This window comes from Acidovorax sp. FW305-C-20-28, from assembly GCF_058783375.1.
Window position 1 is genome coordinate 31,840 of sequence record NZ_JBYSYM010000026.1, and the last position, 21,627, is coordinate 53,466.

14 protein-coding genes are annotated in these 21,627 nt (G+C 70.2%); 8 read left to right on the forward strand and 6 right to left on the reverse strand.

The features are described from left to right. Positions 1–249 precede the first annotated feature (249 nt). A complete protein-coding gene (locus tag AC3WOH_RS25365; protein ID WP_492232105.1) occupies positions 250–1,482 on the reverse strand; it encodes an NAD(P)/FAD-dependent oxidoreductase in 1,233 nt (410 codons plus the stop codon). A 267-nt stretch (positions 1,483–1,749) separates the two neighbouring features. Here AC3WOH_RS25365 and AC3WOH_RS25370 point away from each other — a divergent pair, with 267 nt between their 5' ends. Further along, a complete protein-coding gene (locus AC3WOH_RS25370; RefSeq protein ID WP_492232106.1) occupies positions 1,750–4,185 on the forward strand; it encodes a PAS domain S-box protein in 2,436 nt (811 codons plus the stop codon). A gap of 32 nt (positions 4,186–4,217) precedes the next feature. On the opposite strand, the gene AC3WOH_RS25375 is transcribed toward AC3WOH_RS25370, so the two are convergent. Further along, positions 4,218–5,132: a LysR family transcriptional regulator gene (locus tag AC3WOH_RS25375; protein WP_492232107.1), complete on the reverse strand. Its 915-nt coding sequence runs from the start codon at positions 5,130–5,132 to the stop codon at positions 4,218–4,220. 142 nt (positions 5,133–5,274) lie between these two features. On the opposite strand from AC3WOH_RS25375, the gene AC3WOH_RS25380 reads away from it, so the two are divergent. After that, positions 5,275–6,318, forward strand: a complete 1,044-nt coding sequence (locus tag AC3WOH_RS25380; protein ID WP_492232108.1) for a Bug family tripartite tricarboxylate transporter substrate binding protein — start codon at positions 5,275–5,277, stop codon at positions 6,316–6,318. Between the two features lie 53 nt (positions 6,319–6,371). After that, a complete protein-coding gene (locus tag AC3WOH_RS25385) occupies positions 6,372–7,967 on the forward strand; it encodes an amidase (RefSeq protein ID WP_492232109.1) in 1,596 nt (531 codons plus the stop codon). A gap of 26 nt (positions 7,968–7,993) precedes the next feature. Here AC3WOH_RS25385 and AC3WOH_RS25390 read toward each other — a convergent pair whose 3' ends face one another. Then, positions 7,994–9,544 carry an RCC1 domain-containing protein gene (locus AC3WOH_RS25390; protein ID WP_492232110.1) on the reverse strand — a complete coding sequence of 517 codons (1,551 nt, stop codon included), beginning with the start codon at positions 9,542–9,544 and terminating at the stop codon, positions 7,994–7,996. A gap of 392 nt (positions 9,545–9,936) precedes the next feature. Continuing rightward, on the reverse strand, positions 9,937–11,757 hold the full coding sequence (locus AC3WOH_RS25395; RefSeq protein ID WP_492232111.1) for an RCC1 domain-containing protein: 1,821 nt from the start codon (positions 11,755–11,757) through the stop codon (positions 9,937–9,939). A gap of 188 nt (positions 11,758–11,945) precedes the next feature. Between AC3WOH_RS25395 and AC3WOH_RS25400 the strand changes: the two genes are divergently transcribed. From AC3WOH_RS25400 to AC3WOH_RS25415, 4 genes are all read left to right on the forward strand, one after another. Next, positions 11,946–12,497, forward strand: a complete 552-nt coding sequence (locus tag AC3WOH_RS25400) for an RNA polymerase sigma factor (RefSeq protein ID WP_492232112.1) — start codon at positions 11,946–11,948, stop codon at positions 12,495–12,497. Further along, positions 12,494–13,459, forward strand: coding sequence for a FecR family protein (locus AC3WOH_RS25405; protein WP_492232113.1), 966 nt, complete (start codon positions 12,494–12,496; stop codon positions 13,457–13,459). The genes AC3WOH_RS25400 and AC3WOH_RS25405 overlap by 4 nt, the downstream gene beginning before the upstream one ends. Before the next feature lie 100 nt (positions 13,460–13,559). Then, positions 13,560–14,960 carry a TonB-dependent siderophore receptor gene (locus AC3WOH_RS25410; protein ID WP_492232114.1) on the forward strand — a complete coding sequence of 467 codons (1,401 nt, stop codon included), beginning with the start codon at positions 13,560–13,562 and terminating at the stop codon, positions 14,958–14,960. 138 nt (positions 14,961–15,098) lie between these two features. Continuing rightward, positions 15,099–16,235, forward strand: coding sequence for a TonB-dependent siderophore receptor (locus AC3WOH_RS25415; protein WP_492232181.1), 1,137 nt, complete (start codon positions 15,099–15,101; stop codon positions 16,233–16,235). A gap of 5 nt (positions 16,236–16,240) precedes the next feature. Here the strand turns inward: AC3WOH_RS25415 and AC3WOH_RS25420 are convergent, their stop codons facing one another. After that, positions 16,241–18,100 (reverse strand): RCC1 domain-containing protein, encoded by a 1,860-nt coding sequence (locus AC3WOH_RS25420; protein WP_492232115.1) that lies wholly within the window; start codon positions 18,098–18,100, stop codon positions 16,241–16,243. A 192-nt stretch (positions 18,101–18,292) separates the two neighbouring features. Here AC3WOH_RS25420 and AC3WOH_RS25425 point away from each other — a divergent pair, with 192 nt between their 5' ends. Further along, positions 18,293–20,350, forward strand: a complete 2,058-nt coding sequence (locus AC3WOH_RS25425; protein WP_492232116.1) for a tetratricopeptide repeat protein — start codon at positions 18,293–18,295, stop codon at positions 20,348–20,350. Between the two features lie 280 nt (positions 20,351–20,630). Here AC3WOH_RS25425 and AC3WOH_RS25430 read toward each other — a convergent pair whose 3' ends face one another. Then, on the reverse strand, positions 20,631–21,473 hold the full coding sequence (locus AC3WOH_RS25430; protein WP_492232117.1) for a dienelactone hydrolase family protein: 843 nt from the start codon (positions 21,471–21,473) through the stop codon (positions 20,631–20,633). Between the last annotated feature and the right edge of the window lie 154 nt (positions 21,474–21,627).

A 21,627-nucleotide genomic window follows, 5' to 3' on the forward strand; every position in this document is an offset into this window, starting at 1 on the left:
TTCGGGTTGGCGCTGGCGTGGTTTCTTGGGGTTGTGGTGGCCAGCAGACAGCGAAGGACAAACAGAAAAATACGCGTGAGACGCATGTGTCCATGCGGACACACTTGTATCCATTGGTTTCTTGATTTCAAGGCAATGGAGCGATCACCACAATCGCCAATATGGGTGATGCAGGCAGGCTCCACCGCCGAGAGCCTTGTCGGACGCGGCGATGGGTAAGGACGGGTGCCGCGTGCGCGGCCGTCGCTGTTACAAAAACCGCTGCGCCAGGTACGGCGCCGGGTCCATGAACGGCGCCTCGCCGCTGACCAGCTCAGCCACCAGCCGGCCGGTGACGGGACCCAGGGTGAAGCCCTGGTGGGCATGGCCGAAGTTGAACCACAGGCCCGCGTGGCGTGGCGCCTTGCCCAGCACGGGCAGCATGTCGGCGGTGCAGGGGCGGGCGCCCAGCCAGGGTGTTGCCTCCACGGGCTGGCCCAGGGGCAGCAGCTCGCGCGTGGACTGCTCGGCCCGGCGCAGTTGCACCGGGGTGGCGGGGGCGTCCAGCAGCGCGAACTCGGCCCCGGTGGTCAGGCGCAGGCCGCGCGCCATGGGCGCCAGCATCACGCCGCGCTCGATGTCCAGCGCCGGCATGGTCAGCGTGGGGCCGCCGGCAAAGTGGCGGTGGTAGCCGCGCTTGCTGAACAGGGGCAGGCGGTAACCCAGGCGCGTGGTGAGCGCGCCGGCCCAGGGGCCCAGGGCGATGACGGCGTGCTGCGCGGTGACAGGGCCGGCGCTGGTTTGCACGGCCCAGCCGCTGCCCTCCTGCTGTAGTGCCATCGCATCGCCCGTGGCCAGTTGCCCGCCGCGCTGCACGAACAGCCGCGCGTAGCGCGCCACCAGCTCGCCGGGGTCGCGCACGCTCCACGGGTCCTGCCAGTGCACGGCGCCAGCCAGCGGCATCTGCAGCACGGGCTGGGCGGCGGCCAGGGCGGCGCTGTCCAGCACCTGGCAGGCCAGGCCGTGCGCGGCCGCGGTGGTGCGGGCCTGCGTGGCGGCCGCGCCGAACACCGGGGCGCTGCGGTACAGCTGCATCCAGCCTTGCCGGTGCACCAGGTCGGCGGCGCCGGCCGCTTCGATCCAGCCGCTGTGCTCGGTCAGGCAGTGTGCGATCAGGCGGCCGTAGGCCTGGGCGATGGGCGCATAGCGCGCGGGCGCCGAGGCGGCCCAGTAGCCCAGCAGCTGCGGCGCCAGGCGCAGCAGGGCGCCCCAGTGGTAGTGGGCGTCGTTGCTCAGGCCCGTGGCAATGCGGGCCAGCGTGGCGATGTTGCGCGGAAAGGCATAGGGCTGCACGGCCTCGCGCTGGATGATGCCGGCATTGCCGTACGAGGTCTCCTGGCCCGGGGCCTTGCGGTCGACGAGGGTCACAGCGTGGCCGCGCTGCTGCAGCGCCAGGGCGGTGCTGACGCCGACCATGCCGGCGCCGAGAACAATGGTTTCCATGGGGTGATTATTGTGCGGGTCCGGCCTTGCAAAAGCCGCGCCGCGTGGCACAGATTTTCGAACCCTGGATTGCCGTATCGGCAATCGCCGCCGTGGCCACCACGCACTGACATTGCCCGCTTGCCATGCGGCACCAACGCGTTACAGTCGGCCCGGATAGGAGCTGTCCTACAAGGCCGGGCGGCAAGACCGGTTACCTTCCCACCACGGACCCGCGCCGCGCAGGGCCGTTTGCGTCGATCCCCGCCCCTGGGACAAAGGTTGCGTATGAGGACGGCTCCCGTTGTATTGAGAGGCCACTGCGCTTGCCGGCGTGTCGAATACGCCGTGCATGCGCGCGAGCTGGAGGCCGCGGTCTGCTACTGCGAAACCTGCCGCAGGGCCTCCGGCGGCGCTGGCATGGCCTGGGTGGAGGGCGACCAGGCGACCCTGCGCGTCTATGGCGCGATGCACACCTGGCGCTCGTCCGACCACGGGGCTCGCCAGCTGTGCCCCGAGTGCGGCAGCCAGCTGTTTCGCCTGGAGGATGCAAAGCCCGGCGTGGTCGAGGTGGCCGCGGGTACGCTCGACGATGCCAGCGCCATTCGCAGCACGCACAGCGCCTTTGCCAACCAGCGCCCGCGCTGGGACGCGCGCATGGCTCTGGGCGGCAGCCAAGCGTTGGCCCCCGTGCCCGGCCTCGTGGCCAAGGGCGCACTGCACAGCGACGCACCGGGCCAGCCCGAACGCGACGAGACCCTGCAAAGCATGCTCACCAGCACGCAGGACGCCTTCGTCAGCATCGACCCCGGCGGCTTCATCACAGAATGGAACCCCCAGGCCCAGGCCACCCTGGGCTGGAGCTATGACGAAGCGATTGGCCGGCCCATGCACGAGCTCATCATCCCGCCCGAGATGCGCAGTGCCCACCTCTACGGCATGGCTCGGCTGCAGCGCACGGGCGAAGGCCCGGTGCTGCGCCGCCGCTTCGAGGTGGATGCGCTGCACAAGGAAGGGCACCGGCTGCCGGTAGAGCTGTCCATCGCACCACTGCGCATGGCCGGTGGCATCGGCGCCACGGCCTTCATCCGCGATACCACCCAGCGCCAGGCAGTGGAGCGCGAGCTGCGCGCCAACCAGGACCTGCTGCAGCGCACCGGCGAGCTGGCCCTGGTGGGCTCCTGGACGGTGGACCTGCCCACCAGCACGGTGCACTGGTCGCCCATGGTGCGGCGCATCCACGGCGTGGACGACGACTTCGTGCCCACGCTGCCCGGGGTGGTCGGCTTTTACGAAGAAGGCGCGCAGGAGCGGCTCATCGCCGCCTTTGAAAAAGGCATCGAGGACGGCCAGAAGTGGGAGATCGAAGCCCCCCTGCGCACCCCCGACGGCCGGCGCGTGTGGGCGCGCGCCATCGGCAACACCGAGTACGACGAGCACGGCGCACCGCTGCGCGTGGTCGGTGCGCTGCAGGACATCACCGGCCGCAAGCGGGCCGAGGAGTCACTGCACATGCTCACCCAGATCCTGGAGGCCACGCCCGACTACGTGGTGCAGGCCGACAGCACCGGCCAGGTGACCTACATGAACCCGGCCGCGCGCCAGGCCCAGGGCTACGACGCCGGCTACGACGTCACGCAGCACCGCTTCACCGACTTCAACACGCCCGAGACCACGCGCCGCTACCGCGACGAGGTCATGCCCTCGGTGCACAAGAGCGGCGTGTGGATGGGCGAAAGCACCGTGCTGGTGGCCGGCCAGCCGATTGCGGTGGACCACTCGGTGCTCTCGCACAAGGACGCCACCGGCCAGGTGGTGCGCTACACCGCCGTGATGCGCGACATCTCGGCGCAGCAGCGCGCCCGCGCCGACCTGTTTCGCCAGCAGCGCACGCTCAGCTCCATTGCCGAGGCCATCCCCGACGTCATTGCCGTGGTCGACCGCGAGGGCCGCTACGAGTTCGTCAACTCCGCCTTCGAAAAATTGGTGGGCCCTTCGCGCGCCGAGATCGTGGGCCACCGGATCGGCGAGGTCATGCCCATCCAGGAGCTGCAGGGCAGCATGGTCCACATCCAGAAGGCGCAGGGCGGCGAGCCCACCACGTTCGAGCTGGACCTGCAGCTGGGTGGGCGCCAGCGCAACATGGCCATCACCCTCGTGCCCCGCCTGTCGGAGGGTGGCACGCCCGACGGCTTCATCGCCGTGCTGGACGACGTCACCATCCACCGCCAGCGCGAGTCGCGCCTCATCGGCCTGAGCGAGCGCGACGGCCTCACCGGCCTCATGAACCGGCAGGGCCTGGAGGCCTACCTGCAGCGCATACCCATCGGCGAAGCCCACGGTGTGGCCATGCTGTACGTGGACCTGGACCGCTTCAAGCCCGTCAACGACACCTGGGGCCACCCGGTGGGCGACCAGCTGCTGCAGGCTGTGGCCGCGCGCTTTCTGGCCCTGGTGCGGCCCATGGACCTGGTGGCCCGCGTGGGCGGCGACGAGTTCGTGGTGGTGCTGGGCGGCATGCCCAGCCGCGCCGCCGCCGAGCAAGTGGCCGACAAGCTCGTGGCCACCGCCGCCAAGCCCTTCGACCTGGGCGGGCGCAGGGTGCTCATCGGCGCCAGCGTGGGAGTGGCCTTTGCGGGCGACGACGGCTGGCGCGGCCTCATGGAGCGGGCCGATGCCTCGCTCTACCGCGCCAAGGCGGCTGGGCGGGGGCGACGTGCTTAGCTATACCCCTGGTAGCCCGGATCCGCGCGCTGTCACTGTCCAGCCCTGATGTACTCGGTCAGAAACTGCACGAAGGCCTTGCCCGCGGCGGGCAGGGCGCGGCCGGCCAGGGTCTGCACCTCCAGGTAGCGCTCGTTCATCTCGCGGTCGCGCAGGGGGATGGCGGCCAGCTCCAGCGACTGCAGGCGGGTGCGCACCGAGAGTTCGCCGTAGAAGGCGATGGCCTCGGGCGCGGTGGCGGCGTAGCTCACCAGCGAGTCGGCGTGGTTGCTGGTGATGGCGGTGGCGTACTGCAGGCCCTGGCGGCTGCAGCTGGTGTCCAGCAGCTGGCGGATGGAGCTGACCGGCGTGGGCAGGGCCAGCGGGTAGGCCACCACCTGGCTGAGCGAGAGCTGGCGCTGCGCGGCCAGCGGGTGGCGGCGCGACATGACGGCCAGCACCGGGCAGGGGTGGCGCAGCTCCAGGCGGATGCCGGGCTCGGGCAGGCCGCTCAGGGTGATGCCGATGTCGGCCTCGCCGTCGCGGATGCGGCCTGGCACCTCGCTCTGGGCGCACATCTCCAGGTGGAAGCGGATGCCTTCGTAGGTCTCGCCGAAGCGCGCGATCAGCGAGGGCAGCAGGTCGTAGGCAAACCCGGCCGCGCTGGCCACGCGCACAAAGCCCTTGCGCAGGCCGCGCAGGGCCGAGATGTCGCCCAGCACGCGCTCGTTGTCCTGCTGGGCACGCTTGGCGTGCGCGGCCAGCAATTCACCGGCCGCATTGGGCACCATGCCGCGCGCCTGGCGCTCGAAGAGCAGGGTGTCCATCTCGCGCTCCAGGCGCGCCACCTGCCGGCTCACGGCCGAAGGCGCCACGTTCAGGCGCAGCGCGGCGTCCTTCACCGAGCCGGCGCGCACCACTTCCAGGAAGTAGCGGACGGCGGTCTCCTGCAGTATGTGGCTGGACATGGGGTTTCCTGTCGATTGCGTTTTCAGCAATCGACAATTCTAAACATTGCGCTTGTTGCACTGAGGGAGGGCTTCTACCATGGCTGCATGGCGTTTGCGTGACGCCTGACCCATGACCACCCTTGCTCCAGGAATGCTGTCCATGAAAACACCGATGATGTTTGTTGCGCTCCCCGCCGCCGCAGCCCGTGCCCACCGCCTGCATGCAGCCCTGTTCGCCGGCCTGGCCACGGTGGCCGCGCTGGGGGCCCTGTTCAGCGCGCCGGCGCGTGCGGCGGACGCAGCGGCCTTCCCCAGCAAGCCGCTGACGCTGGTGATCCCTTTCCCGCCCGGCGGCGCCACCGATGTGCTGGGCCGCGTGATCGCGCTGCGCATGGGCAAGGAGCTGGGCCAGCCCATCGTGATCGAGAACCGCGCGGGCGCGGGCACCATCATCGGCGCGGGCTATGTGAGCAAGGCGCCGGCCGACGGGTACACGCTGCTGCTGAGCTCGGGCACCACCTTCACGGTGAACCCGGCCATCCGCAGCAACCTGCCGTACGACCCGGTGCAGGGGTTCGACCCCATCGGCATATCGGGCCGCACGGGGTTGATCCTGCTGGCCAACCAGCAGGTGCCGGTGCAAAGCGTCAAGCAGTTCGTGGACTATGTAAAGGCGGCGCCGGGCGCGTATTCGTACGGCTCGTTCGGCAGCGGCACCACATCGCACTTCGCGGGCGAGACCATCTTGCAGGCCACGGGCCTGAAGATGACGCACGTGCCCTACAAGGGCAGCGCCCCGGCCATGACGGACCTGATGGGCGGGCAGGTGCCCTTTACCGTGGACACCGTGGCTGCGGCCATTCCGCAGCTCAAGACGGGCAAGATCAAGGCCATTGCCATCACCACGGCCAAGCGCTCGCCGCTGCTGCCCAACGTGCCCACGCTGGCCGAGTCCGGCTACCCCGGCATCGACCTGGACACCTGGCTGGTGATGGCCGCGCCCAAGGGCCTGCCGCCCGCCGTGCGCGCCAGGCTCGAAAAAGCCCTGGCCGCCACCGTGGCCGACCCCGAGACCAAGGCCAAGCTGACTGCACAGGGCATGGAGCCGGCATTCAGCTCGGGCGCCGCGGCGGCCGAGCTGATCCAGCGTGAGTTGCCTGCCATGCGTGCCGTGGCAGCCCGTTCGAACATCACCGCCGATTGACCCCCGCGCCGTGCGCGCAGCGCATGCCGCCCTGAACAACACACCGAGACAACATGCCCGACATCGCTTCATCCAGTACCACCCCATCCGAGTATCCCGACACCGCCAGCCGCCCTGGCGATGCGCTGGTGGAGCAGTCCGCCGTGGCGCTGCGCCGGCTCATCGGGCGCAAGGAGGTCTCGCCCGTGGAGCTGCTGGAGGCCTGCATCGACCGCATAGCGCGCATCAACCCCTTTGTGAACGCCGTCACGGCCACCTGTTTCGACCGGGCGCGCAGCGAGGCGCGCGCGGCCGAGCAGGCGGTGGTGGATGGCACGGCGCCCCTGGGCCTGCTGCACGGCCTGCCCCTGGGCGTGAAGGACCTGGAGCCCACCGAGGGCCTGCTCACCACCTGGGGCTCGGCCATCTACCGCGACCATGTGCCCACGCAGGACATCGAGCTCGTGGCGCGCCTGCGCCGGGCCGGTGCCATCGTGGCGGGCAAGACCAATGTGCCCGAGATGGGCGCGGGCGCCAATTCACGCAACACCGTGTGGGGTGCCACGGGCAACCCGTTCAACCCGAACCTCAACGCCGGGGGCTCCTCGGGCGGTTCGGCTGCGGCGCTGGCCTGCGACCTGTTGCCGGTGTGCACGGGGTCGGACACGGGGGGCTCGCTGCGCATACCGGCGGCCAAGTGCGGGGTGGTGGGTTTCCGCCCCTCGCCGGGCGTGGTGCCCAGCGTGCGCAAGCCGCTGGGGTGGACGCCGATCTCCGTGGTCGGCCCCATGGGCCGCACGGTGGAAGACGCCTGCCTGCAACTGGCCGCGTCGGCCGGCATGCACGCGGGCGATGCGCTGAGCTATCCGCTCGATGCGATGAGTTTTTTGACCCCGCCCGAGGTGGACCTGGGCCGCCTGCGCGTGGCCTACACGGAGGACTTCGGCACCTGCGCGGTGGACGAGGGCATACGCGCCACCTTCCGCGCCAAGATCGCGGCCATGCGCCACCTGTTCCGCAGCTGTGATGAGGTGAAACTGGACCTGGGCGATGCGCACCGCTGCTTCGACGTGCTGCGCGCCGAGGCCTTCGTGGCCGGCATGCAGGCCGCCTACGACCGCGACCCCGACAGCCTGGGCCCCAACACCCGCGCCAACTACGAAATGGGCAAGCGCATGAGCCTCTTGGACAGCGCCTGGGCCCAGGCCGAGCAGACGCGCATCATCCATGCCACGCAGCGCACCTTTGCCGACTACGACCTGATCCTGTCGCCCACCACGCCGGTCTCGCCCTTCGCATGGACGCAGCTCTATGCCGACACCATCAACGGCGAGCAGCAGGCCACCTACTACCGCTGGCTGGGCCTGACCTATGTGGTCACGCTGATGACGCACCCGGCCCTGTCGCTGCCATGCGGGGTGGACCACCTGGGCATGCCGTTCGGCCTGCAGATCGTGGGTGGCTTTCGGCAAGACCACCAGGTGCTGGGCGCATCGCTGGCGCTGGAGCGGGCATTTGCCCTGCGGCCCGAACTGCGCCGGCCCCGGCCGGACCTGTCGGCGCTGCGCCGGGCGGTGCCGGACCTGCGCTCCATCGTGACCACGCCACCGATGCTGGGCGAAGGAGTGCCGGGAGGGCAGGGGGCGGCCGCGTCAGTGTCGGTGGTGTAGACGCGAAACAGGCGAGGGCGCGTCCCTCATTGCGACGTGCTCATCACCGCCCTGGTGCGCAATGCGCCCTTGCAGCTCCCAACGGTGTAGAAGACGATCACCTCCACATCGCCCTGCAGGTACGCAAAGGGCGAGCACCCCAGGGCCGTGCCCAGGTGCACCGGTTCCAGCCGCGTTCCTGGGCCGGGAATATGGGTGCCGGGGGAAATCCAGTCGGTGTCATTGGTCATGATGGTTTTGCGGTACCAGCTTTGTATGGGGTGTTCCACCGACCGGCCCGCGCCTGTCACCTGGACCGAGCTGCTCATCAGCCCCTCTGGCAGTGCCTGGGTGCCCCCACGGATGCCGTACACCGTTTGCAGGAACGCGCACGGCCCGGGGCCGGGCATGGCGTTGGTGTGGGTGCCCGCCTGCAGTTGCAGACCACTGCCCAGCCCCTCGTGCAGGGCGGCTTCCCGGATCCACTGGCTCAGCGGCCCCAGGTCGGCCACCTGTCCGGGGCTCAAGGGGCCCGCGTACAGCAGGCGCGGGGTGCCGTGGGCATTGATGGCGAGCCGGTGGCCGCCAGGGTAGTCGCGCTGGTAGAGGTTGGCCGAAGGGGCCGCCGTTGGCGATGGCTGGTGGGGGAAGGTCTGCGGCAGGGTCTTCTCGGCCCAGTCGAGCACCTGGGCCGCGTCATTGGCCGGCCCCAGGCCTGTGACGGCCATGGGCGCGGCCGAGCCTTGTGGGAGGCACATGGCGTCGTCCACCACCGGGCCGTAGGAGGCAGGGGCGCCCGGGTAGAGCCCGCCCTGCACACGGCAAGGCGCGCTGCTCCAGCCGGCGCCTTCGCCCCAGCATTGCACGTAGCCACCCTCCAGGGCGGCGCAGGCCGCTGTCTTGCCTGCACTGACGGCGATGGCGTTGCTGATGCCCAGCACCAGGCCTGTGGCCGGTGTCGCGCTGCCGGACCCCGGCCCCACGCCGATGCCCAGTTGGCCGTTGGCGTTGTTACCCCAGCATTTGATGGTGCCGCCCTCCAGCAGGGCGCAGGTGAATCCATCACCCACCGCCACGGCCTTGGCGGGCGCGCCCAGGTCGGGCACTTCCACGGGGATGGTTACCAGGCCGCCGCTGGCTGGCACGCCCAGTTCGCCATAGCGGTTGCTGCCCCAACAAGAGATCTTGCCCTGGTAGCGCAGCACGCAGCCGTGGCCGTCGAAGACGGAGACTTCCCTGGCATCGGCGATGCCCGGCACGGTGCGCGGTGTGCGCGGGTCATCGGCCGCGCCCGCCAGGCCGCTGCCGGCGCCCACGCAGATCACTTTGCGGCCATTGGGCACATCCATGACGCCGCAGGTGCTGGCCTGGCCGGCGGCGACTTGCGTGATCTGGGACATGCCTTCGACGCGCACGGCCTCGGCCGTGGTCGCCGTGGGCGCCGCGCTGCCGATCTGCCCCTGGCTGGCATCGCCCCAGCAGTACACCTGCATCTCCAGGCTGACCGCGCAGGCATGCCGCGCACCCACAGCCATCTGGTCGTGCTGCGGCAGCCCGCTGATGGTCAGGCCGTAGGGGCGTTGGACCAGGGTGCCCAATTGCTTGAAGTCATTGTTCCCCCAGCACCGGATTGCCGAACCGGAGAAGAGTGCACAGCTGAAATCGGGCCCCACCCTGGCGTAATGGGCCCGCTCACCGTTGATAACTGCTTGGGGCACCTGTGGGGGCGCGGATCCCCAGCACCTCATCTGGCCGGTATCGGCGACCGAGCAGCCATGGGAGGTGCCCATGCTGATGGTGGTGGCGGTGGGGGTGGGAGGCGAGTACAGGGAGGGCCAGACGGGCAGGCCGGGCAGCATCAGCGCGGCCGCCGCCAGCGTTCTGTGGGGCCGGCGAAGCGGGGCAGACACGTCGCTGTGGGTGCTGGGACGGTGCATGGCCATTCATCCTCCTTGGGGCGGGGCGGGGCGGTATCGGTGGCGGGACGGGGCTACGCGACAGTGCCGACCTTCGCCTTGGCGCGCAGCAGGCCTTTCCTCTGCCCCAGGGTGTAGAAGACGGTGACGTCCACCTCGCCCGGGGTGCCGATGGTGGGGCATCCTTCGGCGGCACCGTAGTAGATGGGTTCCACCTTCATCCCGGGCGGGACCGGCTGGCCGGGTTGCAGGCCCTGCAGCGTGAGCCAGTTCGTCTCCGTGGCCAGCACGCTGAAGTGGTGCCGTTCGCGGATCGGAAACTCCATGGACTTCCCCCCGCTCTCGATGCGCACGGCGGTGGTGACCAGTCCGTCGGGCAGGCCTTGCGCACCGCCCTTGATGGCATGGGGGATGATCATCCCCCAGCAGGTACCTGAGCCGGGCATCAGGTTGATGTAGGGGCCTGCCTGCAACTGCATGCCGCTGGCGAGGCCCGCGTCCCGGCTCGCCTGGAACACCCATTGGCTCAGCGGCCCCAGGTCATGCAGCCGCCCGCCGCTCTCCGGGCCCAGGTAGAGCAGGTGCGGGGTTCCGTGGCCGTTGACGGCGAGCTTGTGGCCGCCGGGGTACTCGCGCAGGTAGTAGGGGCCGTCGATGTGCGCGGGTACCTTGGCTGCCTGCGGCGCAAAGGTCAGGGGCATGGTCTTTTCTGCCCAGTCCAGCACCAGCGCTGCGTCGTGCACGGGCCCCAGGCCCTGCACCGCCATGGGCGCGGCCGAGCCCTGGGGCCGGCAGATGGCAGGCTCCGGTGCGGGGCTGTGGGTGACGGGCATGCCGGGGTAGAAGCTGGTGGTGACGCGGCAGGGGGCGCTGCTCCAGCCGGCGCCCTCGCCCCAGCACTGCACGTAGCCGCCTTCGAGCACGGCGCAGGCAGCTGTCTGGCCGGCGCTGATGGCCGCGGCGTCCGTGATGCCCGCAACCTGCCCGCTGCTGCCTGCGGCGAGGCCCGTGCCCAACTGGCCGTTGGCGTTGTTGCCCCAGCACTGCACCGCGCCGCTCACCAGCACGGCACAGGTATAGCCATCGCCCACCGCCACGGCCTTGGCGGCGGCGGCAAGGCCGGCCACTTCGACCGGCGTGCTCAGCGGGCCGGTGCCTGCGGGCACGCCCAGTTCGCCGTAGCGGTTGTTGCCCCAGCAGGAGATCTTGCCGCCCACGCGCAGCACGCAGGCATGGCCGCTGAAGAGCGCCACCTCGAGTGCATCGCCGATGCCCGGCAGCGTGCGGGGCTGGCGCGGGTCCTCTGCCGCACCCGCCAGCCCGCTGCCCGCGCCCACGCAGACAACCTTGCCGTCCAACTGGGCCACGCAGGTGCTGCCATTGCCAGCCGCGACATGCGCCACGTTCGACAGGCCTTCCACCGCAATCTCCGTGCCTATCTGGGTCTGCACGTGCCTGCCGAGCTGCTCCTGGCTGCCATCGCCCCAGCACGAGATGCGCGTGACAAAGCGAAAGCACGCATGCGTTGCGCCCACGGCAATGGCGTCGGCATTGTTGTAGCGCGCGACGGACTCGGGCACGGGTGGCCCGCCCAGTTGCTGCGCATCATTGCTCCCCCAGCACTTGACCGATGCATTGGTCAGCAAGGCGCAGCTGAAGCCACGCCCCACTTTCACGTCCTTGACGGAATAGGGTCCGAAGTCCGGGGCGGCCAGGCTGCCCCAGCAGGTGACCTTGTGGGTGTCCGCCGCAGAGCAGCCGTGGCTGTAGCCCATGCTGACGGTGGTGGCCATGGCGGCTGGTGGCATCAGAGCAGCAGGCAGTGCCACTGCCGCCATGGCCAGTAGCCAGCGCCCAGGCCGCGATGCAAAGAACGGATGGCTCTTGTCGTTCATGGTCCTCATCCTCCCGGGACGGTAGAGGGCCATTCTAGGAAGCTATTGGCCGCAGGCGTGTGGCAGTGGTCACCAATGGCGTGGAGCAGGGCGATCAGGGGGGGTCTTTGTCCAATTGAGAAAAAGTCTCATTTAAAATGTGCTCCTGCGCCCCCATCGGCAAGCGCGTTGTTTTCCCCATCCGTCCCATGACACCCCCCATCTCCACAGCGGCCTGGCTGGGCCTGGACCTGCGCTGGGCCTATGGCAGCCTGTTGCCGGCGCTGTGGCGCAGCACGCGCTGCATTCACCGTGCGCAGGATGTGCTGCACGATGCCTTTGTGCGCTATGCACTGAGCGGCCGGCACGAGCGTATTGCGCAGCCGCATGCCTACCTGCGCGTGGTGGCGCGCTCGGTGTTGGCCGACCACATGGCGCTGGAACAGCGCTTTGTGCCGCTGCCGGGTCTGGATGCCGAGCCCGGCTCCATTGTGTCCGGTGAGGGGCCGCGCCTGCAGGACGAGGCGTTCACCGCCCCGTCGGCCGAGGTGCTGGCCGACCTGCAGCAGCGCCTGGCTGCCGTGCAGCGCACCATCGATGGCCTGCCGCCGCGCTGCCGCGAGGTGTTCTGGCTGTGCAAGATCGAAGGGCATACGCAGCCCGAGATCGCGGCGCTGCTGGGCATCAGCCTGAACATGGTGGAGCGCCACCTGATGCGCGCGCTGCTGGACCTGCGCGCGTCGCGGGAGTTGTTGCTGTGAGCGCCGCCGCACTGCGCGAAGAGGCGGCGCGCTGGTTCACGCGCATGCACCGCAGCGCGGGCGCCCAGCCCAATGCGGCCGATACGGACGCCTGGCGCGCCTGGCTTGCGGCCGACCCGCGGCATGCGGCGGAGTACGCGGCCTTCGAGGCGCTGTGGCAGGACTTTGACTCCACCCCGCGCGTGCAGGCGCTGGCGCAGGCCGTGCACGCACAGCGCCGCACACGCCGCGCGGCGCTCACCCGTGGCGTGCTGGGCCTGGCCGGCCTGGGCGTGGCGGGATTGCTGGGTTACCGGGGCTGGGGCATGTACCTGGACGCGCCGCAGTACGCCCAGGCGCGCGACAGCGGCATTGGCGAGCGCGTCACGCTCACGTTGCCCGACGGCAGCACCCTGGCGCTGGGGCCGGGCAGCCGCGTGGCCGTGCGCTACACGCGGCGCGAGCGTGCCGTGGTGCTGGAGCGCGGCGAGGCCGTGTTCGATGTGGCCAAAGACGCTGCGCGCCCCTTTGCCGTGGCTGCGGGCGGGGCGCGCATCACCGTGCTGGGCACGCGCTTTGCGGTCAACCGCCTGCCGGGCCTGGTGCGGGTGAGCGTGGACCATGGCACGGTGCAGCTGGCCGGCGCGGCACCCCTGCTGCTGCAGGCGGGACAGGTGGGCGAGTTGGGTGACGCGGCTGAGGCGCTGCCGCAACGTGTGCAGCGCGATGCGCGCGACAGCTTTGCGGCGGTGGACCGGGGACTCATCGTCTTTGACCAGGCGGGCCTGGGCGAGATCGCGGCCACGCTGTCGCGCTGGCGCCGCCAGCCCGTGCAGGCTGCCGATGCACCGGCGGGCGCCGGCCCGCACATCACCGCCGCCGTACAGCCGCGCGATGTGGAGGCCTTCATCGACGCGCTGCCGCGCATTGCCGCCGTGCGTGTGCAGGAGCGCGGGGGCACCACCTGGCTCGCCGCGCGGTAGACCCGAAAACTTTTTTCAAAAAATTCGCCGCGGACATCAGGGATTGGGCGGGCTGCCCTGTCATACGGGCAGACACCCAACCCGAGGAGAGATTTCCGCCATGCCGCGCCATACCCGTTCCGCCCCTTCGTTGCCTGCCCGCGCGCGCCTGCCGGCGCTGGCCTGCGCTGCCGCTTTGGCCGCCACGCTGGCCCAGGCCGCGCCGGTGGCCATCGACCTGCCGGCCCAGCCGCTGTCCGACGCCATCAAGGCGCTGGCGCGTGCCACGGGCACCAGCATCGCGGCCGACAGCGCCTTGCTGGCCGGGCGCATGGCGCCGGCCGTGCAGGGCCGCCTGGAGGCCGGCGATGCGCTGCAGCGCCTGCTGGCCGGCAGCGGGCTGGAGGCCATTGCCCAGCCCCAGGGCGGCTGGCTGCTGCGCCGCGCCGATGTGCGCCCGGGCGCTGCCACCACACTCAAGGAAGTGCGCGTAGCCGCTGCCGCCGTGCGCGATGGCCAGACCGAGGGCTCGGACTCCTACGCCCCCCGCTACAGCAGCGCGGCCACCAAGACCGAACTGTCCGCACGCGAAACGCCGCAATCCGTCACGGTGATCACCCGCACCCAGCTGGACACGCAGAACTTCGTGGAGCTGACCGAGGCCGCCAAGGTGGTGCCCGGCATCGTGGTGCGCCGCCAGAGCAGCGTGGGCAGCCGCAGCGACATCCTCTCGCGCGGCTACCAGGCGTCGAGCTACCAGCTCGACGGCCTCACCGTGAGCGGCAACCCCGCCACCCAGGAGTCGCTGGACCTGGCGCTCTTTGATCGCGTGGAGGCCCTGCGTGGCCCGGCGGGCCTGTTCTCGGGCGCGGGGGAGCCGGGCGTCATGCTCAACCTGGTGCGCAAGCGTGCGCTGCCCGACACCCAGGTGCAGGCTGCGGCCGGCATCGGCTCGCGCGGGCGTTCTCGCGTGGAGGCCGACATCACCGGCCCGCTGGCGGCCGAGGGGCGGCTGCGCGGGCGGCTGGTGGCACTCAACGAAGAGTTCGGCAGCCCGCTCAAGGCCATGGACGGCTCCAAGCAGGCTGTCTACGGCACGCTGGAGCTGGATGTGACGGCCAGTACCACCGTGTCGGCCGGCGCCACCTGGCAGCGCAGCCGCGGCAACTACGACACCGGCCTGCCGGCCTATGCCGATGGCCGGCTGGCGCCCGTGCCGCGCGACGTGGCCATCGTGGCCGACTGGGGGCGCGCCGCACCCGAATCGCTGGCCGCGTTTGCCGAGCTGGAGACGCGGCTGGACAGCGGTGGCCGCTTCAAGCTGGCCCTGCGCCGGGTGGAGCGCGAGCAGCGCGACAAGTACATCAACGGCTACTCGGCCGTGTCGGACGCGGGCATCAGCCGCTTCACCCAGGCGCAGACGGTGGATCGCGACTACGCCGACAACGCCGCCGACGTGTACAAGGGTCTGTTCACCCCATTTTCGGGGATCGCGTTGCCCGGCCTGGGGGCTGGATGCTAGGCGCACGCGTGCAGCAAGGTAGGTACCTTGCAAGTGCGGGCCACGCCGCAGACGGCCCCCAGGCCGGGCAACCCGAAGGGAAGGCCCTTGGGGGGGGGCCCCTCCTCGTTTTTTTCTTTTTCGTTGCGCTCCTTGCGTGTGCAAGAGCACACGCGGCGTCGCGCGCCTAGATTGGCCCGCCGGCAAGGGCCTTCGCGACCCCGAAAATGGGGTGAACAGACCCTGACCACGCCCTGGCAATGGGGCGGGCAGACGCACAACTTCATCGTGGGGGCCGATTACCGCAGCGCAGACATGCGCTTGCGCATGACGCGCGGCACCATGAACACGGCGGCCAACCTGTTCCAGTACGACCCCGGTGCCATCCCCGAGCCGAGCTTCAGCCCCTTTGCCAACGACACCACGCTGACGAAGCAGCGCGGTGTGTACGGGCAGGTGCGCTTCAAGCCCCTGGGCGCGCTCACCCTGGTGGCCGGTGCGCGCAAGAGCTGGTGGAGCACGCGCTCGGCCGACCAGTTGCTGGGCACGCGCACGGGCTACGAGGTCGACGGCCAGACCACGCCGTTTGCCGCCGTGCTGTGGGACTTCAGCGACCACTGGACGCTGTACGCCAGCCAGGCCGAGATCTTCCAGCCACAAAGCGGCCGCGTGGCCGGCGGCGGGCAGATCGTGCCGCGCGAGGGGCGCCAGGCGGAGCTGGGTGTCAAGGGCAGCCTGCTCGATGGCCGCCTGGCCGCCACGGCTGCGGTGTACCGCATGACGGACAGCAACCGCGCGCTCACCGACCCGGCCGACAGCGCCTTCGTCATCCCCGCCGGCCGCGTGCGCTCCGAAGGCTTCGAGGCCGAGCTGGCGGGCGCCCTGGCGCCGCGCTGGGAGGTGGCCGCGAGCTACGCCTACCAGCGCTCCATCTACCTGCGCGGCACCGCGGCGCAGACGGGCACCAACTTCACCACCATGTCGCCGCGCCACAACGTCAATCTGTGGGTGCGCCACCGCGTGGCCGCGCCCTGGGCCAATGGGCTGGAGCTGGGCGCGGGCGTGCGCGCGGTGAGCGATTTCTACGACGCGCTGGGCACGGTGCGCTGGCGCGCGGGCGGCTACAGCGTGTGGTCGCTGTATGCGGCCTACCCGATCACGCCCAAGCTCAAGCTGGCGCTGAACATCGACAACCTGTTCGACCGCGTGTACTGGGAGCGCGCGGGTACTGCCGCGCGCAGCAATTACTACGGGCTGCCGCGCAGCGCGATGTTGACGCTGCGGGCGAGTTTCTAAAGCGTCTAGTACGCGGCCCCTACCTTGGCCCGCGTGCGCAGCTGTCCCTTGCGGCCGTTCAGTGTGTAGAGCACGGTCACGCCCACCTCGTCGTCCGGGCGTACGCCCACGGGGCAGCCTTCGGCGGTGTCGCTGAGCACGGTCTCCAGCTTCATGCCGGCCGGTATCGCCTGGCCTGGCTGGAGGACGCGCCGCGTGATCCAGTCCGTCTCGGTAATGAGGCGCTCGCTCGCATACTGGCCCAGGCCACGGATGGGGAACTCCAGGGTCGTGCCGCTGCGGGTTTCCACCCGCACACTGGTGGCGATCAGCCCGTTGGGCAATCCGTTGGCGCCGCCCCGAATGGCAAAGGGCACCAGGAAGTTATTGCACGGGCCGGGAATCCTGTCGGGGAAGACGACACCGGGCATGAGGTTGAGGTAGGGGCTCGCCTGCAACTGCATGCCGCTTTGGGTGCCTTCTTCCTGCCGCGCCTCGCTCAGCCAGCGGTCCAGTGGCCCCAGGTCGAGCAGCCGGCCCTCGCTGATGGGGCCCAGGTACAGCAGATGCGGTGTGCCATGGGCGTTGATGCCGAGCCTGTGGCCGCCCGGGTACTGGCGCATATAGACCAGCGTGTTGCCGGCATCGCTACCTGCCTGGGCAGGAAAGGTGCCGGGCATGGCTTTCTCGGCCCAGTCCATCACCTGGCCTGCATCGCCGGCTGCGCCCAGGCCCTTGACGGCCATGGGGGCGAACGAGCCTGGATATGGGCAATTGGCGAGCTGGTCGTAGGGGCCCCAGGAGATGGGATGCTCTGGATACAGCCCGGCAATGGTGCCGCAGGCACCATTGCTCCAACCCGCGCCCTGGCCCCAGCACTGCACATATCCGCCCTGCAGGGCCACGCAGGCGGCTGTCTGCCCGGCGCTGATGGCCGTGGCGGTGGTGATGCCGGTTGCCAGGCCCGTGGCCGCACCACCCATGGCCGTGCCCAACTGGCCGACGGCGTTGGTGCCCCAGCACTTCACGGTACCGTTGACCAGCAGGGCGCAGCTGAAACCATTGCCTACGGCGATGGCCCTGGCTGCGGCGCCCAGGTTCGTCACCTCGACCGGGCTGCGCAGTGTGCCGCTGCTGGAAGGTATGCCCAACTCGCCATAGCGGTTCTGCCCCCAGCACGACACCTTGCCCTCGGCGCGCAGCACACAGGCATGGCCGTCGAAGAGCGCGACCTCGCGTGCATCGGTGATGCCGGGCACGGTGCGTGCCACGCGGGGCTCATCGAAGCCGCCGGAGAGCTCGCTGCCCAGACCGACACAGGTGACCTTGCCATCCCATTGCACCACGCAGGTGCCCCCTTGGCCCGCTGCGAGGTGCACGGCCTTGGACAGTCCCACCACCGCGACGGGCGTCGCCGAGCTGGCAGCACTGCCCGCGCCCAGTTGTCCCCGGCTGCCGTCTCCCCAGCAGTAGGCCTGGGCATCGAGCAGGGCGCAGGCATGCGTCAGGCCCGCAGCCAGCTGCGTGATGCCCGACAGGCCTCCCACGCCCGGGCCGGTGGTGGTGGTGGTGGCATTGGTGCCCTGCTGCGAAAGCTCGTTGTTGCCCCAGCAGCGCACGATGCCGCCCGCCAGCAGGGCGCAGCTGAAACCGCGCCCCACTCGCACGTCCAGCACCGTGGCGGGCGCCAGGTCCTGCAGGGGCAAGGTGCCCCAGCAGCTGGGTTGGTGGGTGTCGGACACCGAGCAGCTGTGGCTGAAGCCCACACTGATCGTGGTGGCCATGGCCGCTGACGGCGCGAAGGCTGCGGGCAGCAGCAGTGCCGCAATGGCCAGTGCTCTGCGCACCAGCCGCCATACCCGCATCGGGGGGTGTCTGTCGTCCATGGTCCTCAACCTCTCGGGATGTTTTCGGCGATTCTAGAAATGCGGGGTCTGCGGCGCATGTGGCTGCGGTCACAGGCCCGGTGTAACGAAATGCTCAAGAGCGCGGCCCAAGCGGGCCCTGCGCGGCGTCGCTTTCCCACCCTAGAATCCGACGAGAACACTGACGACGCCAAGCCTGGGAGGGTAGCGAGCATGAGTTACACGCTTCAACTGTGGGAAAAGCCAGTTGACTGGCCATGGCCGACCACCAAGAAGGAGGCCGATGCGCAATTCGAGCGCATCTCGGACAGCCCGCCGCCAGGGCAGAACCCCAAGTTCCTGGAATGGGGGCGGGTGCTGCAGGAGCGCTACCCCGAAGAGATGGACGTGTGGCTCGATGGCAGCGAGGACGGCGTCACCGACGATGCCACGCTGGGCTTTGGCATCAACACCCGCACGGAGCATTGGGACGCCGCCTTCAACCTGGCCTGGGAGCAGGCCACCCGGCTGGGCCTGAACCTGTACGACCCGCAAAGCGGCGTGCACTACCTGGGCAATGGCGACACGCCCGAGGAGCCCGACCTGCAGGTCCGCCACGCCGAGGCCGCGCGCAAGGCCGGCGACCTGGACACGGCCTGGGCCGAATACCGCCGCCATGCGGCGCGCGGCAACCCGCACGCCCTGTATGCACTGGGCCGGGCGCTGCGCTTTGGCACGCTCGACCGGCGCCGCCACTTCGAGCTGGCCGCCGCGCTGCAGATGATGGGCGCGCACGACCGGGCCACACGGGAGGACGCCGAGGCTTTTTACGAGCGCTTTCCGGTCGAGGCCAAGGGACGCATACAGACCCTGCTGGCGCGCCTGCGGTCCGCGTCGGGCGAGATGCTGCTGGCCATCATCGACGGCGAGCGCAAGGCGCTCGACGATGCTTTCACCCACAACGAGCAGATGATGCTCTACACCAGGAGGCGTATCGAGGCCGCCGATGCCCTGCGCGCCGCGGCTGCGTTGGGCCATGAGGTGGCGGCTTTCCAGACGGCGCTGGAGTCGGTGATCGGTTGGGAGGAGCCCGCCTTCGATATGGCCCGCTACTGGTGCCAGCGCGCCGTGGACTGGGACCACCTGCCCGCCAAGCGCCTGATGGCGCTGATGCACGAGCGCGGCTGGGGCGGCCCGGTGGACGCGGCCCTGGCCGCGAGGTGGAGCGCCGCCGCGCGCGAGCAGGAACTGCAGACGCAAAAGGTTGCGCGCAGCGAGGAGGCTGCCGAATCGCCGGGCGGCCTGAGCCTGGCGCCGGTGGAGCGCGCCCCCGCCGCCACGGCCCCTGCGCTGTGGACGGGCTCGGTCGCACGCGACCTGGTCGGCTGGTTCGCGCGCGAGGGCAACCCGCACGCCGCTTTCTACATGGGCACGCTGGACGAGCACGGCCGCGAGGGCGGTGTCGTCAACCTGGCCCAGGCCCGCGACTGGTATGCCCAGGCGGCCGAGGAAGGGCACGCCGACGGCACCTACAACCTGGGCGTGGCCATCGAGAACGGGACGGGCGGCCCGGCGGACCGGCTGGTGGCGCAGGCCCTGTTCATGCTGGCCAACACGCGTGGCACCACCGTGCGCGTGGACAGCCTCAAGATTGCCCCCCACGAGCAAGGCCTCGTGCGCGCCCTGGTGGCCGCCCTGCGCGAGCCTGGCCGCCTGCGTGCCGTGCTGCGCGAGAAGGGGCTGCAGTCCGGCGGCAGCGCCGGGGCAGGGGTGGGGCGGGCTGTTGGCGGTGGCGCCGCGGCTGGTGCGGCAGCAGGGCTGTCCGCCGCGGACTGGGGCCGAACCGGTGGAGGCGCCACGCCGTCGTCCATGCCCGCCGCTTCGCCATCGTCGCAGGCGCCCTCCGCAGCCCGCGCGCGCAACCGCGTGGATGAAGAAGACGATGATGATGATGGGGATGGTGACCACGAGCGCCACGCCGCTGCGCGCCGCCGCGGCCACCACAGCGAGTCATCGAACCTGAGCATCTCGCTGCACCTGGGCCACCTGGCCCTGGCCATTGGTGCGGCCAGCGTGGTGCTGTTGATTGCCTTCGTCAAGCCGGGGGCCAGCTTCAAAAACGGCATGGTCGTGCTGGGCCTGGTCGCTGCTTTCGGCGCTTGGCGCACGGGGCGCGATTTCGAGTGGGGCCCGGCCGCGCGCGCCCTGGTGGCCGCCGTGGCAGCGATCCCGCTGGTCGGCATGGCCGTGTGCATCTGGATGCTGATGCGATCGTTTCGCGGGAGGGGGTGAGCCCCCGGGCTTGCCAAGGTGACAACCCGGCAAGCCCCTGCATCCCTGACGCCGCGGCGCTCGGGCATGCATTCATTTAAGCGGGTGCCGGTTGAGCGTTGCGCTTCGCGTCACCCGCGACGCATGAAACTGGCGCTGCCAAGGCCAGTGCCCCCGTGCAAGGGCCGCCAAGCCGCGTAGGCGGCGCTCCGCTTGCGTGCACCGGGGGCGTCCCCCTCCCAGATTGCGAAGCAATATGAGAGAGGGGTGAAGGCGCGAAGCGCCTCAGGGGGGCTTCACTTCACACCAGGGCCTTGCTGAAGGTGGCCAAGAGGCGTGCCCAGGCGCGGTCGGCCTGGGCGGCGTCGTAAACGCGGGTGTCGGGCGGGCACCAGCCATGGGCGGCCGGGTAGACCTCGACCTCGGCCTGCAGCTTGGCGCCTTCGAATGCGGTGCGCAGGCTGGTCTTGGACTCGGGGTCTTTGGTGTCGTCGTTCTCGGCAATCGCAATCAGGTACTGCGCCTTGGTCTGCGCCACCAGGCGGTGGGGGCTGTCAGGCGCGGGCGTGACCATGGCGGCGCCATGGAAGCTGGCCACCGCACCCACACGGCCCGACGCCACCAGGGCCGTGCGCACCGCAATTGGCCCGCCCATGCAGTAGCCGGTGGTGCCGATCTTGCGCGCCTTGTCCACCTCGGCCTGGGCATCGAGCCAGGCCACGAAGGTCTTGCCGTCGCTCAGGTGCATGGCGGGGGTCAGGGCCTGCATCAGGGGTAACACCTCGGCAATCGGCGTCTGGCCGCCCTGGGGAGCCGTTGGCGCCTTCTTCTGCCGGTAGAAGGGGTTGACTACGAGCACGCTGTAGCCCGACTCGGCCAGGCGCTTGCCCATCTGGCGGAAGGCCGGGCGCAGGCCGAACACGTCGGGCCACACCAGCACCCCGGGGGCAGGGCCCGATGTGGGTGCGACGAAGTAGGCATCGCAGGCTCCATCCGGTGTGGTGATGGTCACGTCACGCTCGGCCACCGCTGCAGCATTGGCCACCGCGGGCAGGGCGGTCAGCAGGCCGGCCGATGCAGCCCACGCAGCAAAGTCGCGGCGGGTGTACTTGTGGAGATCGTCATGGTCATTTGAATCGCACATGGTGGTCCAGCTCCTTTTCGGTCAAAACAAACAGTTGCGGCAGGGCGTGCCATGGTACGTGACAAACATGAATGCTGCAGGCTCTTTGGTGCCGTGGTGCGCTGGGTTGCCTGCGGTTGCTCTGGTGCCTTAAGGGCGGCCCAAAGCACCCACA